This is a genomic window from Kosakonia sp. H02, assembly GCA_030704225.1.
Taxonomy (GTDB): Bacteria; Pseudomonadota; Gammaproteobacteria; order Enterobacterales; family Enterobacteriaceae; genus Kosakonia.
The window spans coordinates 1,809,707-1,824,367 of the sequence record CP131915.1 but is presented as its reverse complement, the minus strand read 5'-3'; the positions used below and the strand labels follow the sequence as shown (position 1 = coordinate 1,824,367).

At 51.7% G+C, this 14,661-nt stretch carries 12 protein-coding genes and 1 pseudogene; 6 read left to right on the top strand and 7 right to left on the bottom strand.

Going from position 1 to position 14,661, the window contains the following annotated elements; genetic code table 11:
- Positions 1-9: 9 nt before the first annotated feature.
- Entirely contained in the window at positions 10-2,064 is a 2,055-nt protein-coding gene (helD, locus tag Q5705_08605; protein WLI78586.1) for a DNA helicase IV, read from the bottom strand.
- A 122-nt stretch (positions 2,065-2,186) separates the two neighbouring features.
- On the opposite strand from helD, the gene Q5705_08600 reads away from it, so the two are divergent.
- Both Q5705_08600 and yccS read left to right on the top strand, forming a co-directional pair.
- A complete protein-coding gene (locus tag Q5705_08600) occupies positions 2,187-2,633 on the top strand; it encodes a YccF domain-containing protein (GenBank protein ID WLI78585.1) in 447 nt (148 codons plus the stop codon).
- Positions 2,634-2,648: 15 nt separating this feature from the next.
- A pseudogene (yccS, locus tag Q5705_08595) lies at positions 2,649-4,875 on the top strand (YccS family putative transporter).
- On the opposite strand, the gene Q5705_08590 reads toward yccS, so the two are convergent.
- Positions 4,872-5,492, bottom strand: coding sequence for a TfoX/Sxy family DNA transformation protein (locus Q5705_08590; protein ID WLI78584.1), 621 nt, complete (start codon positions 5,490-5,492; stop codon positions 4,872-4,874). The pseudogene yccS and the gene Q5705_08590 sit on opposite strands and share 4 nt — an antisense overlap.
- Before the next feature lie 216 nt (positions 5,493-5,708).
- Between Q5705_08590 and sulA the strand changes: the two genes are divergently transcribed.
- Positions 5,709-6,218, top strand: coding sequence for an SOS-induced cell division inhibitor SulA (gene sulA / locus Q5705_08585; protein WLI78583.1), 510 nt, complete (start codon positions 5,709-5,711; stop codon positions 6,216-6,218).
- Positions 6,219-6,585: 367 nt separating this feature from the next.
- Positions 6,586-7,635, top strand: coding sequence for a porin OmpA (gene ompA, locus Q5705_08580; protein ID WLI78582.1), 1,050 nt, complete (start codon positions 6,586-6,588; stop codon positions 7,633-7,635).
- A gap of 72 nt (positions 7,636-7,707) precedes the next feature.
- On the opposite strand, the gene matP is transcribed toward ompA, so the two are convergent.
- Complete coding sequence (gene matP, locus Q5705_08575) at positions 7,708-8,166, bottom strand: macrodomain Ter protein MatP (GenBank protein ID WLI78581.1); 459 nt, start codon at positions 8,164-8,166, stop codon at positions 7,708-7,710.
- Positions 8,167-8,348: 182 nt separating this feature from the next.
- On the opposite strand from matP, the gene Q5705_08570 reads away from it, so the two are divergent.
- The gene (locus Q5705_08570) at positions 8,349-10,100 is read left to right on the top strand and encodes a Lon protease family protein (protein WLI78580.1); all 1,752 of its coding nucleotides are present in this window, start codon (positions 8,349-8,351) and stop codon (positions 10,098-10,100) included.
- A 78-nt stretch (positions 10,101-10,178) separates the two neighbouring features.
- On the top strand, positions 10,179-10,697 hold the full coding sequence (gene fabA / locus Q5705_08565) for a bifunctional 3-hydroxydecanoyl-ACP dehydratase/trans-2-decenoyl-ACP isomerase (GenBank protein WLI78579.1): 519 nt from the start codon (positions 10,179-10,181) through the stop codon (positions 10,695-10,697).
- A 71-nt stretch (positions 10,698-10,768) separates the two neighbouring features.
- Here fabA and rmf read toward each other — a convergent pair whose 3' ends face one another.
- The 4 genes from rmf to pqiA all read right to left on the bottom strand — a co-directional run bounded on the left by rmf (position 10,769) and on the right by pqiA (position 14,658).
- Positions 10,769-10,936: a ribosome modulation factor gene (gene rmf / locus Q5705_08560; protein ID WLI78578.1), complete on the bottom strand. Its 168-nt coding sequence runs from the start codon at positions 10,934-10,936 to the stop codon at positions 10,769-10,771.
- 254 nt (positions 10,937-11,190) lie between these two features.
- Positions 11,191-11,763 (bottom strand): membrane integrity-associated transporter subunit PqiC, encoded by a 573-nt coding sequence (gene pqiC, locus Q5705_08555; GenBank protein WLI78577.1) that lies wholly within the window; start codon positions 11,761-11,763, stop codon positions 11,191-11,193.
- Positions 11,763-13,400, bottom strand: a complete 1,638-nt coding sequence (gene pqiB, locus Q5705_08550; protein WLI78576.1) for an intermembrane transport protein PqiB — start codon at positions 13,398-13,400, stop codon at positions 11,763-11,765. Before pqiB ends, pqiC begins: the two co-directional genes overlap by 1 nt.
- Entirely contained in the window at positions 13,390-14,658 is a 1,269-nt protein-coding gene (gene pqiA / locus Q5705_08545; protein WLI78575.1) for a membrane integrity-associated transporter subunit PqiA, read from the bottom strand. Before pqiA ends, pqiB begins: the two co-directional genes overlap by 11 nt.
- Positions 14,659-14,661: the final 3 nt, after the last annotated feature.

The window sequence follows — 14,661 nt, the reverse complement described above, 5'->3', positions numbered from 1 at the left end:
CGCCTGAATTCAAGGTTTTCTCGCCACAGGCACTTCCAGTGACTTGAGTATTTCGACGAAACGCGATGGGTCTTCTTTATCAAAGAGCAACCAGACACGTTTACGCGCACGCGTCAGCGCGACATAAAGTAACCGACGTTCTTCTGCATCAGGAAACTCTTCTGCCTGGGGTAGCAACGCTTGCTCCATGATGGATTCTCGCGCTGGCGCAGGAAAACCGTCTTGCCCTTCTTTCAGACCAACCACAATGACATAGTCCGCTTGCTGGCCTTTACTGGCGTGAATAGTCATAAAATCGAGCTGGAGTTTTGGCCAGCGGGTAGCGGCTTTTTCCAGGCAGGTGGGTTTTCCATGATGATAGCGCGCCAGCACCAGGATCCTGTCTTCCGGCGTCGCGTAACCACTGAGTTTGTCGAGTAACGCGTCGAGCTGTTCCTGCGCCAACAACGTCACAGCTTTTTTATCGCCTGCCGTCAGGCTGTTGAGTGGCTTAGAGAGTTGCCAGGGGTTTTGCTGAATAAAGCGATTAGCGACTTCGCCTATTCGCGAGTTGAAACGATAAGTCGTATCAAGGGCACAAAGATCCCCTTCGCCGAAATAGTCATGGAAGGCAGTCGTCAGCGAGAGCTGCGCACCACTAAAGCGATAAATGGCCTGCCAGTCGTCACCTACCGCAAACAATGTTGTCTGCGAGTTCTGCTTACGCAATGCAGCCAGCAACGCTGCGCGCTGTGGCGAGATATCCTGAAATTCATCTACCAGGATATGTTTCCACGGGCTAATAAAGCGCCCTTTTTCCAGCACATTAACTGCCTGATGAATAAGCCCGGAGAAATCGACGGCATTTTCTGCTTTGAGTGCCATTTTCCAGGCTTTCATCAACGGGGCCATCAGCTTAATGCGCTTACTGAACAATTCCCGAATCTCTTCCGGTGCGCTGGCGATCATCTCCGCCTGCGTGCCACCCTGCATACGCATCAGTCCAATCCAGCGATCCAGCCTTGGTCCAATGCGTCGTTGCAATTTCTCATCTTCCCAAAAATTACCTTCTGGCACATTCCATCCCATCTCCTCTTCCAGCCACTGTCGCCAGCCTTTTGCCTGCGCTTTTTTCTCGCTGCACTGCTGGCTCCAGGTCGTGGTCAACAAGGTTAAACGCGCGGCAGTATTGTTTTCTAATTCGCTTAGTGCCGGCACCTTTTTGCTTCCCTGCTGGATAATATGTAACGCCAACGCATGAAAAGTACGTGCGGTTATCTCATCGGTATGCAACCGTTCGCGGATGCGTTCATCCATCTCCTGCGCCGCTTTACGGCCAAAGGCAAGCAACAGAATTTGGTCAGCGGCTGCCTCACCTCGCGCGAGCAACCATCCTGCTCTTGCAACCAGTACTGACGTTTTGCCACTGCCGGCTCCGGCAAGCACCAATAAGGCTTGCTCGCCATTAACCACGGCCCGCGACTGCGCCGGATTTAACGGTGAGGTTTCTATGTGTTCAAAAAAGGCAGCATATTGCGTTAGCATGGCGTCAGTGTATGTTTGATTATGCTGCGCCCGACGCCCTTCCACATCGTTAAGCCACGCCTGGCACTGTCGCCAAAGCTCGCGGCAGTTATCAAATTCCGTCAGACGGCCGAGCGGCAGCGGAAGCGCGTGAAATGCCTGCTGCAATTGGTGCTGCAATCCTTGAATTTGTTTACGCGTCAGCCACTTTGTTTGTTCAATACGCCCGGAAATGAGATCTAACTGAGCGGATAAAACCCCTGCTGCTACCTCGCTCATTTCAGCGCTCCAGTTGCGCCAACGCTCATTTAAGAGATGATAAAAACGCAGTGTTTCACTCCATTCGGTACCATGTAGCCGCACCACTTTTTTATCAGCAAGCTGGAACTCCATCTCTCCCCAAACCAGCCCTCTTTTGCATTCAATTGCCAACAACTGATTGAACGGAATAAGGTATTCATGCCGATCGCCCGCCACTTTGATGCCCGCGTTGAGTATAATCGCGCGATCGTAAGGGTGTTGCGCCAGACGTTTCCCAAGTGAAGTCGCTTTCAGTTCCATGACGTGTTGTTCTCAGCTTGTGGCAATGATTGCCAGTTTACCCGTCAGAGAATTGGCGCTCCAGTCCAAAAAGTCGTTACAATTGCCGGGATTCTCTGAACACAGGCTTGCACTGAGGCTTTATGCGTACCATTTTGAATATACTGAACTTTGTTCTTGGCGGTTTCGCCACTACATTAGGCTGGCTACTGGCAACGGTGGTCAGTGTCCTGCTGATCATCACTCTTCCTCTGACGCGTTCCTGCTGGGAAATTACGAAACTCTCGCTCATTCCGTGGGGAAATGAGGCAATCCACGTCGATGAACTTACGCCACAAAGCAAGAACAGCCTGTTGAACGCAGGCGGTACCCTGTTGAACATTCTCTGGTTTGTATTGTTTGGCTGGTGGCTATGCGTGATGCATATCGTCGCCGGGGTAGCTCAATGTCTGACCATTATTGGTATTCCGGTTGGCGTAGCAAATTTCAAAATTGCCGCCATCGCTCTCTGGCCTGTGGGTCGACGCGTCGTTTCGGTGGAAACAGCTCGTGCCGCGCGTGAAGCCAATGCCCGTCGTCGTTTTCAGTAACCGGACTGCGCTACTATGTTGAGCCCTCTACTTCGCCGTTACACATGGAACAGTGCCTGGCTTTATAACGTCAGGATTTTTATCGCCCTTTGCGGTACAGCCGCATTGCCCTGGCTGCTCGGCGAAGTAAAGCTGACCATTCCTTTGACGCTTGGCGTGGTGGCCGCTGCGCTGGCCGATCTGGATGACCGCCTGAGCGGGCGGCTAAAAAACCTGATAATCACCCTTATCTCGTTTTTTATTGCCTCGGCTTCGGTGGAATTGTTATTTCCGTGGCCATGGTTGTTTGCTCTCGGGCTTGTCAGCTCGACCATTGGCTTCATTTTGCTGGGTGGGCTTGGTCAGCGCTATGCAACCATTGCATTCGGTGCGCTCTTAATTGCGGTTTACACCATGCTGGGCATTTCGCTCTTTGAGCAGTGGTACCAGCAACCGTTATTACTGTTGGCCGGTGCAGTATGGTTTAATCTGCTGACGCTGATCGGCCATGTGGTCTTCCCTGTTCGCGCCCTTCAGGACAATCTGGCCCGCAGTTATGAGCAACTGGCGCACTACCTTGAACTGAAATCCCGCCTGTTTGACCCGGATATTGAAGATGCAAGCCAGGCACCTTTATACGATCTCGCATTGGCGAACGGCCAATTGGTCGCCACGCTTAATCAAACCAAAGCAACAATGCTGACACGCCTACGCGGAGATCGCGGGCAGCGCAGCACGCGGCAGGCTTTGCATTACTACTTTGCGGCGCAGGATATCCATGAACGCGCAAGTTCATCGCATATTCAATATCAAATTTTGCGCGAGCATTTTCGTTACAGCGACGTCATGTTCCGCTTCCAGCGCCTTTTGTCTATGCAGTCTCAGGCATGCGCCCAGCTTGCCCGCGCCATTTTTTTTGCGCGAGCATTTTCGTTACAGCGACGTCATGTTCCGCTTCCAGCGCCTTTTGTCTATGCAGTCTCAGGCATGCGCCCAGCTTGCCCGCGCCATTTTATTGCGCGTGCCTTACCAGCATGACAACCGCTTCGAGCGCGTATTCGTCCATCTTGACGCAGCATTGGGCCGAATTCATGCCAGCGGGACAACAGAGCAAGAACACCTGAACGCGCTCGGATTTCTACTCGATAACCTCCGGGCTATCGACGCCCAGTTGGCAAGTATTGAATCAGGTCAGCCACAGCCTCAATTGTCGGGTGAGACAGAGAACCAGCTTGCTGATGACAGCCTGAGTGGCTTCAACGATACCTGGCTGCGGCTGCGCCAAAATCTCACGCCGGAATCGGCGCTTTTTCGCCATGCAGTACGTATGTCAGTGGTGCTTTGTATCGGCTATGCCTTTATACAAATAACCGGCTTACAGCATGGCTACTGGATATTGCTTACCAGCCTGTTTGTCTGTCAGCCGAACTATAACGCAACGCGTCATCGCCTGAGCTTGCGCGTTATCGGTACGCTGGTAGGGGTCGCCATAGGCCTCCCGATACTCTATTTTGTTCCTTCTCATGAAGGGCAACTGGTGCTTATTGTCATTACCGGTGTCTTGTTTTTCGCCTTTCGCACTGTGCAGTACGCCCATGCCACTATGTTTATCACGCTGTTGGTACTGCTCTGTTTTAACCTGCTGGGCGAAGGATTTGAGGTCGCTGTCCCGCGAATCATTGATACATTGATTGGCTGTGCCATCGCCTGGGCTGCCGTTAGTTTTATCTGGCCTGACTGGCGCTTCAGGCACCTGCCGCGCGTGACCGAACAAGCTTTTGATGCCAACTGCCGATATCTTGACGCCATACTTGAACAATATCACCAGGGGCGCGATAACCGCCTTGCATATCGTATCGCGCGCCGCAACGCTTACAACCGCGATGCAGAGCTGGCCTCAGTCGTATCAAATATGTCGTCGGAACCCGGCACTTCACCTGAACTTCGCGAGATGGCCTTCCGTCTGTTATGTCTGAACCATACTTTTACCAGTTATATTTCCGCGTTAGGCGCACACCGCGAAAAGCTCACCCAACCGGATATTTTGCGCCTGCTCGACGACGCAGTTTGTTATGTCGACGACGCACTCCATCATTTACCGGCCGATCAAGACCGTGTGCAGGAAACACTCGTCAACCTGTCGCAGCGCATTAAAAACCTGGATCCGCGCCCTGACAGCAAAGAGCCGCTTGTTTTGCAACAGATAGGCCTGTTGATTGCGTTATTGCCGGAAGTGTGTCGCTTGAAAAGCCATATTGTTTAAAAAGAATGAGATCCTTTTTTCGTTACGTCGTTGAACCAGTCAATTAACTCCCGGCGTCGTGCCGCCGGGAGCGCAGCTTCATGGACCCCAACGATGGCTCCTTCAAGCGCAAATAGCACTTTCACACCCAATTGTTTATTCATTTTACGTAGCCTTAGCCAGCAGACTTTTGCCCCGAGAAGTCGCAGCGTCTGTACATCCTTTATGTCAGCTTCATGTAATTGAAACTCAAGCTGGCAGGAAAGATTGGGCAGATCGCGCAGGCGAAAATGTGCATCGCGCTGCGCTTTTTCACGCCGTGCGGCATCCAGGGCAATCGTTGAAAGTTGCAGCAGCAATGCGCGATCGCCCCACAAACTATCACTGACAAAGTAGTAATTTAACGATACATGACGGCCCCGCTTGTTAAGCGTCAACAACGGAGCTTGCCGGACTACATCATATTCTGCGCTTTCATCGCAGGCCCGTAAGTAGAGTTTCCCTTCTGCGACCATAGCAAAAACGATGTTATCTACTGACAGGCTATAGCCACCGAAGTGGGCGCGATGGCTAATTTTTCCGAGCGAAGTGAGATATTCGCGCGATTGATATATCCGTTGATAAGATAGGTCTTCCATGATTTTTCCCTTATAAATCACTTGGTAAAGCAGATTTTTAATCGCGGATCCAGTACTCAGGAACATAGGCAACTGCGAGCAGGACGGCAAGCGAATTTTGCATTGATTAGCAGGGACAAAACAAAAATGCGAGATACTTTCAGAAAATGAGATTGATCTTTGAACATTCAAAGGTTACTGTATGTTTATACAGTAACCCACAGGGCTGGATTGATTATGTACACTTCAGACTACGCTAATCGTTCAACAACTCTCGCTTCCGCGCTCAACACATTGAATCACGTTGAATCCACCAGCATCGCTACCGGGCTGATTAGCGAGGTTGTCTACCATGAAGACCAGCCCATGATGACGCAATTACTCTTGTTGCCCTTACTGCAACAGCTTGGTCAACAGTCTCGCTGGCAGTTGTGGCTTACGCCTCAACAGAAACTGAGCCGTGAATGGGTGCAGTCCGCCGGCCTGCCGCTGACTAAGGTTATGCAGATCAATCAGCTCTCTCCCGGCTTAACGCTGGAGTCAATGATTCGCGCTTTGCGAACTGGCAATTACAGCGTTGTGATTGGCTGGCATGCAGAAGAGTTGACAGAGGATGAGCATCGTCGATTAGCTGTGGCCGCAGAAGAAGGTAATGCAATTGGCTTCGTTATGCGCCCAATCCGCCATAATCCTCTCGGTGCGAGACAGCTTTCCGGGATAAAAATTCACTCGAATTTGTATCATTGAGTAAATTTAGGAGTTTTCCTGGGATTATTTTTCGCAATCGCCAGCTTTTCAAATTTATTAGTGAAATACAGCCACAAAGCCTGTGCGGCGTGCTTTGCAGATTATAAGTGTCGGACAAATTTGCGTCACAAATGTTAAATATTGTGTACACAAAGCCTTTTTTTTCATATGCCTGACGGAGTTCACACTTGTAAGTTTCCAACTACGTTGTAGACTTTACATCGCCAGGGGTGCTCGGCATAAGCCAAGGATATCGGTAAAGATATCTGCAGAGTTGTCAGTGAGCAATGCCCCCGGTGAAGGATTTAACCGTGGCTTCTCTTCGAGATTCCCATGGCGATTTTTGGATGATAACGAGGCGCAAAAAATGAAAAAGACAGCTATCGCGATTGCAGTGGCACTGGCTGGCTTCGCTACCGTAGCGCAGGCCGCTCCGAAAGATAACACCTGGTATACGGGTGCTAAACTGGGCTGGTCTCAGTTCCACGATGTTGGTAACAACCAGATCCCTAACAATGGCCCGACTCACGAAAGCCAGTTAGGCGCTGGTGCGTTCGGTGGTTATCAGGTTAACCCGTATGTTGGCTTTGAACTGGGCTACGACTGGCTGGGTCGCATGCCGTACAAAGGCAGCGATGTAAACGGCGCATTCAAAGCTCAGGGCGTTCAGCTGACCGCTAAACTGGGTTACCCGATTACTGATGACCTGGATCTGTACACCCGTCTGGGTGGTATGGTTTGGCGTGCAGACGCTAAAAACAACCAGGGCTTCAAAGATCACGATACCGGTGTTTCCCCGGTCTTCGCTGGTGGTGTTGAGTGGGCGGTTACCCGCGATATCGCTACCCGTCTGGAATACCAGTGGACCAACAACATTGGTGACGCAAACACCGTTGGTGGTCGTCCGGACAACGGTCTGCTGAGTGTAGGTGTTTCTTACCGCTTTGGTCAGCAAGAAGAAGCGGCTCCGGTAGTTGCTCCGGCTCCAGCTCCGGCTCCGGAAGTACAGACCAAACACTTCACCCTGAAGTCTGACGTTCTGTTCAACTTCAACAAAGCAACCCTGAAACCGGAAGGTCAGCAGGCACTGGATCAGCTGTACAGTCAGCTGAGCAACCTGGATCCGAAAGACGGTTCCGTAGTGGTTCTGGGCTTCACCGACCGTATCGGTTCTGACGCTTACAACCAGGGTCTGTCTGAGAAACGTGCTCAGTCCGTTGTTGATTACCTGGTTTCTAAAGGTATCCCGGCGAACAAAATCTCCGCACGTGGTATGGGCGAATCCAACCCGGTTACTGGCAACACCTGTGACAACGTTAAAGCTCGTGCAGCGTTGATCGACTGCCTGGCTCCGGATCGTCGTGTAGAGATCGAAGTTAAAGGTATCAAAGACGTTGTAACTCAGCCGCAGGCTTAAGTTACCCGTCAGATAAAACCCCGCCATTGCGCGGGGTTTTTTATTGCTCTCATTTCCGTGTCGAAAAAACCACTACCCTTTCTCTTTGCCCAGTAGCGCCTGTAGATCGTGCTTCAAAGTCGACATTTGCGTTGCATATTTCTCTTTATGCTCCGCATCTTCAATCAGTTGCACAATGGTTTCAGAAAGCGTTTTTCCGCGCCGCTGTGCCAGCCCCGCCAGTCTTTGCCAGACAACAAACTCAAGGTCGATAGATTTTTTACGTGTATGCTGATGTTCAGCATTGAAATGCCGCTTGCGCCGGGCACGAATGGTTTGCTTCATCCGGTTAACTAACGCTGGATTCATATGTTGGCTAATCCAGTCGTTGACGTGTACCGGTTCATTTTCGAGGGTCAACAATACATCGACTGCATCTTTAGCAGCACTGGCTTCTATATAGCGCGTGATTAACTCCCCCTCACGATGCTTTTTAACCAGATACTTCCATTTCCAGCCGCTTTCGAGATTTTCCAGTTGTTGATATTTCATTGCTCTCTCAACGTTACCGTGTAACTCAGTTCAGAATATCAGTTTTTTTACACTCTGCTCAGAAGAAATCGCTACCTGTGAGCCATCCCCAAGCTTACAACGGCCGAAGCATGTAATCGGTGTGTGCTGCACGAGCGTTTACGGTATAATCCCGCCTTTTACAGCCGACTAAAAAGACGACTTTGACCATTACAAAACTCGAATGGAACGACCTGGTTCCTGATACAGAGAGCTATCAGGAAGTGTTTGAATCGTCCGCAATAGCGCGCGAAACCGACTCCTCACTGGCCGATACACAACCCCGATTACAATACGCGCTGGAGCAGTTGCTCTATCCGCTGGCAACATCACGCTTTTTGCTGGCAAAAGCGCCGGAAGAAGCTGAATATCTGGCGCTCATTGCCCGCGCTACCGCCAGGCTTATTCCTGAAAATCGACCGCGCACCGGCGGGCAGTATCATATCAATGGTTCAACCATCCGCTTCGAAAATTCAGACGAAGCGCACGCTGACTTCCTCGGCAAACATCCCACCGTGGTTGCTGAATGGGTCGAAGCGGAACAGCTTTTCGGCTGCCTGCGCCAGTTTAATCAGGAGATAACTCTTCAGCCAGGCTTAGTTCATCAGGCTAACGGCGGCGTTTTGATCATCTCCTTACGTACGCTATTAGCCCAGCCGCTGCTGTGGATGCGCCTGAAAACCATGGTCACGCAGCGCCGTTTCGACTGGGTCTCTTTTGATGAGTCCCGTCCGTTGCCGGTCATTGTGCCATCCATGCCATTGGATCTTAAAGTCATTCTGGTCGGTGAACGTGAATCTCTGGCCGAGTTTCAGGAAATGGAACCCGAGCTCGCTTCGCAGGCCATTTACAGTGAGTATGAAGAAACTCTCCAGATTTCTGATGCTGAAGCGATGAGCGTATGGCGGCGATGGGTTGAGCAGACCGCACGTGATACGCACCTGCCAGTACCGTCAACTGATGCATGGCCAGCACTTATTCGTGAAGCCGTGCGCTATACCGGTGACCAGGAAACGTTGCCGCTCTGCCCATTATGGTTGACACGTCAGCTTCGTGAAGTTGCTGCCTTATCCGACAGTGAGACATTTAACGCTGAAGCGTTGCAGGCAATGCTTGCGCAGCGTGAATGGCGAGAGGGTTTTCTGGCGGAACGTATGCAGGATGAAATTCTGCTGGAGCAGATTTTGATCGAAACCGAAGGTGAACGCGTAGGCCAGATTAACGCGCTTTCGGTCATTGAGTTTCCAGGCCATCCGCGCGCATTCGGCGAACCTTCGCGCATCAGTTGCGTCGTCCATGTCGGTGACGGTGAGTTCAATGATATCGAACGCAAAGCTGAGCTGGGCGGTAATATCCACGCCAAAGGTATGATGATCATGCAGGCGTTTCTGATGGCAGAACTGGAGCTGGAACAACAGATCCCCTTCTCGGCCTCCCTCACATTTGAACAATCTTATAGCGAAGTCGACGGCGACAGCGCGTCAATGGCCGAACTTTGTGCTTTGATCAGTGCGCTTGCCGAAATCCCCATTAACCAGCGCATTGCCATCACTGGCTCGGTAGATCAATTTGGTCGCTCGCAACCAGTCGGCGGGTTAAACGAAAAAATCGAAGGTTTTTTTGCGATTTGCCAACAACGTGAGTTAACAGGTAAACAAGGCGTAATTATTCCCTCGGCTAACGTGCGCCATTTATCGCTCCACCAGGATTTGCTTGATGCGATTCAGTCACAGCAATTCGTTATTTGGGCAGTGGATGATGTAATGGATGCACTACCCTTACTAATGGGCCTGGCATGGGATGACGAGGGGCAGAATAACCTTAAGCAGATCATCCAGGAACGTATCGCGCAGGCAACGCAACAAGATGCTCGTCATCGCTTTCCGTGGCCACTGCGCTGGTTAAATTGGTTTTAGTAAAACTGATCGGACTTGTTCAGCGTACACGTGTTAGCTATCCTGCGTCCGAAATTACAAATAAGGCTTACTGAGAACATGGTAGATAAACGCGAATCCTATACAAAAGAAGATCTTCTAGCCTCTGGTCGCGGCGAACTGTTTGGCGAAAAAGGCCCGCAATTACCGGCTCCAAATATGTTAATGATGGACCGTGTGGTCAAAATGACGGAGACCGGTGGTAATTTCGATAAAGGCTATGTTGAAGCCGAACTCGATATCAACCCGGATCTGTGGTTCTTTGGCTGCCATTTCATTGGTGATCCTGTAATGCCAGGCTGCCTCGGTCTTGATGCCATGTGGCAACTGGTTGGTTTCTATCTGGGCTGGCTCGGCGGCGAAGGCAAAGGCCGTGCGCTGGGCGTAGGTGAAGTGAAATTTACCGGTCAGATCCTGCCAACCGCAAAAAAAGTGACTTACCGCATTCACTTCAAACGCATCGTTAACCGTCGTTTGATTATGGGTCTGGCAGATGGTGAAGTGCTGGTTGATGGCCGCCTCATTTACACCGCAGCCGATTTAAAAGTGGGACTGTTCCAGGATACCACTGCTTTCTGACAGAAGGGTTTTCCCCCTCTCAAACGCGAAACCTCCGCCGGGCGGAGGTTTCTTTTCCTAAAGAGACAGAATCAGGCAATTACGGCCCTGTCCTCCATAGCTTGCCGCCAGCCTCCAAGCCATTCACACCTCTGATTCAGGGTTTGGTAAGGACACATCTCTTTCGAGCGTCCAGTAATACCAGCCTGATAACCACGTTGATGTGCCCGTTCCAGGCGATCTCGTTTTTGTCTCTTCATGCCTCGTTTCCCTCATGCTTTGGTCTGGTGGAAAAGAAAACAGTGGTTACTAAATGCACAACCACAGGTCACAAATACCTTGAATAAACCCCGTCGTCAATGCGCAAAATTCACGCCAGTGTCATAAATGTGAGCTACCCGAAAGATCATTTGTACAAAAAGTGTGAGCCAGCACAGGTAATGAATTGGGCAGAAAGCCAAAAAAAACCGCCACAGTATTTACCTGTGACGGTTTTTTTATTCATTAAATCAACTTATGGCAGATGATTTAACTCAGTCGCGATACGGACGGCTTCCTGCTGCCATCCTTGCGCTAGCATTTTTACCATCTCGTCATAGCCATCTTGTTGCTGCTTCAGCTCGATATAGAAAGGACGCTTAATAAGCTGCCCCTGATGCTTAAGCAGCCACTCACCGCTGACAATCACCCGACCATCGTAGCGACCATGAAAGCTGGTCACCGTAACGTTCAAGGTGTCCTGCTCGCTCCCCAGCGGCTGCGATGCAACCACCCATCCCGGCAGTTGGTTACTCAGATTAGCCACCAGCGTATTACGCAATTGCTGATCGAGCGGGCTGGCCCATAGGTTGTTATTCGCGATAACGTATTGCACATCGCTGGTTTGATAGACCACGCCATTACCCGCCAGGTAATCCGGAACGGAAACCTGCTCGACCCATAGCTGGCGATTTCCCTGCCCCTGCCCGATGCTGGCCTGCCCCGTGGTTAACGCGGGTGAGGGCAATTGATAGTAGCTTTTGTTATCGCCGCTGCTGCTACAGGCTGTCAGCAGTAGCACAAGCATAACCAGTGCGCTTTTTTTCATTATTTCGCCCTCTTCGGCTGCGGATCATCTTTTCCTTTCGCTTCGAATACCAGCGCATTGCTCTTATCGTTGAGGGTTTTCAGCACCGGCTGTAATTCACGAAGCACCTGATCCAGACGCTGCATGTCTGCCACCATCTTGTTATAGGCGGCTGACCCCGGCTGGAAGCCCTGCATGCTGCGATTAAGTTCACGCAGTGTCGATTGCATATCCGCCGGGAGCTGCTGCATCGACTGGCTGGCAGTCAATTTATTCAGATTATCCAGCGTCGTTTGCAGGCGCTTCAGCGTTTGCTGGCTTTCCGAAAGCGTATTTGTCGCCTGCTGGATCATCGGGTTCAGCGGCAAGTTGTTGATCTTATCCAGGGTATCCATCAGCCGTTGCTGAATTTGCGCCAGCCCGCCACTCATCGTCGGAATAATCGGGTAACCGGCAAACTCACGCATGCCGTTGACCGGCGGCGCATTGATGTAAAAGTCCAGGTCCACATACAGCGCGCCGGTGACAATATTGCCGGTTTTTAACGAACCACGCAGGCCACGCTTAAGCAGTTCATTCAGATGCGCACTCATATCAGGATCTTCGCCTAACTGGTTCGCCAGACGTTCCGGTTCGATACGAATCAGGATCGGAATACGATAATCATCGTTGAGCGCCTGACGCATACCGGAGGTAAAGAATGGTACTTTGCTTACCGTACCCAGACGAATACCGCGGAACTCAACCGGCGCGCCAGGTTGCAGACCGCGAATAGAGTCTTTGAAGAACATCAGGTAATCAATATGGTCGGTATAAAGCGAATCCTGAATGCTGCGCTGATCGTCGTACAGGGTAAATGCCGTTTTTTCCGCCACCGGTTGACCTAAATCCAGGCCATCCGGGACATCAAAACTCACGCCGCCACCAAACAACGTGGTCAGGGAGCCCATCTCGACCCGCATGCCAGCAGACGTCAGATCGACGGCAATACCGCTATCTTTCCAGAAGCGCACATTACTGGTCACCAGCCGATCGTTGGGCGCATTAATAAAGAGCTGGTAGCTCATGGTGCGCTTTTGCGTATCAAAGGTGCTGGTTTCAACCGAGCCGACGCGATAACCGCGGAACAACACCGGATCGCCCGCGGCCAACTGGCCCGCTTTAGCGCTGTCGAGGATCACACGGATCCCTTTCGCATCCGGCGGTGCCAGCGGCGGGGAATCCAGCAAACTGTAGCGCTCAGGCGCGCTGCCTTTCACACCGGGCTGTAACTCGATATACGCACCGGAAAGCAGCGTACCCAGCCCGCTCACGCCTTCGCGGCCAACTTGTGGTTTCACCACCCAAAAGACCGAATCGTTATGCAACAGCTTTTCCATGCCGGAATTGAGCCGCGCTTTGATTTCAACGTGCGTCAAATCGTCAGTCAGGGTGGTACTTTCCACCACGCCGACATCAACGCTTCGACTCTTAATAGTCGTTTTACCGCCAACAATACCTTCTGCATTGGTGGTGATAAGCGTCACTTCCGGCCCCTGATGGCTGTAATGGTAGAAGAGGATCCACGCGCCAATCAGCGCCGTTACAATCGGGAAAATCCACACCGGCGACCAGCTTTTCACTTTTTGCACCTGGGCTTCCCCACTCTTATTCCCCATGCTCTAACGACTCCTCATGGTGCGTTTGTGGCTCGCGATCCCAGCTCAGACGCGGGTCGAAAGTCATTGCCGCAAACATCGTGATAATAACGACCAGCGCAAACATCAGCGCACCCATCGCAGGATAAATATTCATCAGCCCGCCCATGCGTACAAGCGCAGACAGCACCGCTATAACAAACACATCGATCATTGACCAGCGGCCGACGAACTCCACCACTTCATAAATAAAGTGCATACGTTCACAGTCGCGCTTGCCGTGGCCCTTCGCATCAATACACAACCAGGCGATGCCAATCATCTTTAACGTCGGCACCATAATACTGGCGATAAAAATCACCAGCGCCACCGGATATGATCCTTCGCTCCACAACAAAACCACTCCGGCCAGAATGGTCGAAGGCGTGCGGTCACCTAATAAATCCGTCACCATGATCGGCAAGATATTGGCCGGGAGATAGAGCATCATCGCTGTCACCAGCAGTGCCAGCGTCCACTGGATACTGTTGCGCCGCCGGGCATATCCGTGGGTATGGCAACGCGGGCATACGGGGTTATCAATAGCGACGATCGCCGTACAACATGGGCAGGATCGCAGCCCCTGACGAATGCCCGGCACGCCGACACGCAAAGGCAGTGCAGGCTGCGGCACGGGGGCGATATCGTCCCACAACCAGTGACGATCAACACACTGAAACGCGCGCAGTTGTAACAGGCAAAACAGACACCAGGGGATAAAACTGCTGCCGATGCCGATATCGCCATAGGCCATTAATTTGACGAAACTCACCAGCACCCCGGCGAGAAAAATCTCGGCCATTCCCCAACTTTTGAGGTGAAACAAAATCCGCGCCAGCGTGATTTTGAGGCGAAAATCCATGCGCACCCGGTTAACTAACAGCAGAATGGTCACCAGGCAGAACGCCGGGACAAGTTGCACAAACAGTAAGAAGAAGGTACCGAGGCTGGCGTAATCTTCCGAAAACAGCACCCCGGGAATTTCCAGCAGCGTCACCTCGCTGGTGACACCGGCCACTTTCATATTGACGAAGGGAAAGAGGTTGGAGAGCAGCAACATAAATAGCGCGACGATCGCGTAAGCAGTAGGACGCTGACGCGGCGCGTCCCACTCGGTCGTCAATGTGGTGCCGCAGCGCGGGCACGCCGCTTTGTGTCCACGTTGTAACGGCGGCAACGCCACCAGCATGTCACATTGCGGGCACAGAATGTGGCGAGTGGCGTTGTGATGTTCACACATACA

Coding starts and splice junctions, on each gene's coding strand:
- helD (WLI78586.1), bottom strand. CDS start 2,064: ATGGAACTGAAAGCGACTTCACTTGGGAAACGTCTGGCGCAACACCCT.
- Q5705_08600 (WLI78585.1), top strand. CDS start 2,187: ATGCGTACCATTTTGAATATACTGAACTTTGTTCTTGGCGGTTTCGCC.
- Q5705_08590 (WLI78584.1), bottom strand. CDS start 5,492: ATGGAAGACCTATCTTATCAACGGATATATCAATCGCGCGAATATCTC.
- sulA (WLI78583.1), top strand. CDS start 5,709: ATGTACACTTCAGACTACGCTAATCGTTCAACAACTCTCGCTTCCGCG.
- ompA (WLI78582.1), top strand. CDS start 6,586: ATGAAAAAGACAGCTATCGCGATTGCAGTGGCACTGGCTGGCTTCGCT.
- matP (WLI78581.1), bottom strand. CDS start 8,166: ATGAAATATCAACAACTGGAAAATCTCGAAAGCGGCTGGAAATGGAAG.
- fabA (WLI78579.1), top strand. CDS start 10,179: ATGGTAGATAAACGCGAATCCTATACAAAAGAAGATCTTCTAGCCTCT.
- rmf (WLI78578.1), bottom strand. CDS start 10,936: ATGAAGAGACAAAAACGAGATCGCCTGGAACGGGCACATCAACGTGGT.
- pqiC (WLI78577.1), bottom strand. CDS start 11,763: ATGAAAAAAAGCGCACTGGTTATGCTTGTGCTACTGCTGACAGCCTGT.
- pqiB (WLI78576.1), bottom strand. CDS start 13,400: ATGGGGAATAAGAGTGGGGAAGCCCAGGTGCAAAAAGTGAAAAGCTGG.
- pqiA (WLI78575.1), bottom strand. CDS start 14,658: ATGTGTGAACATCACAACGCCACTCGCCACATTCTGTGCCCGCAATGT.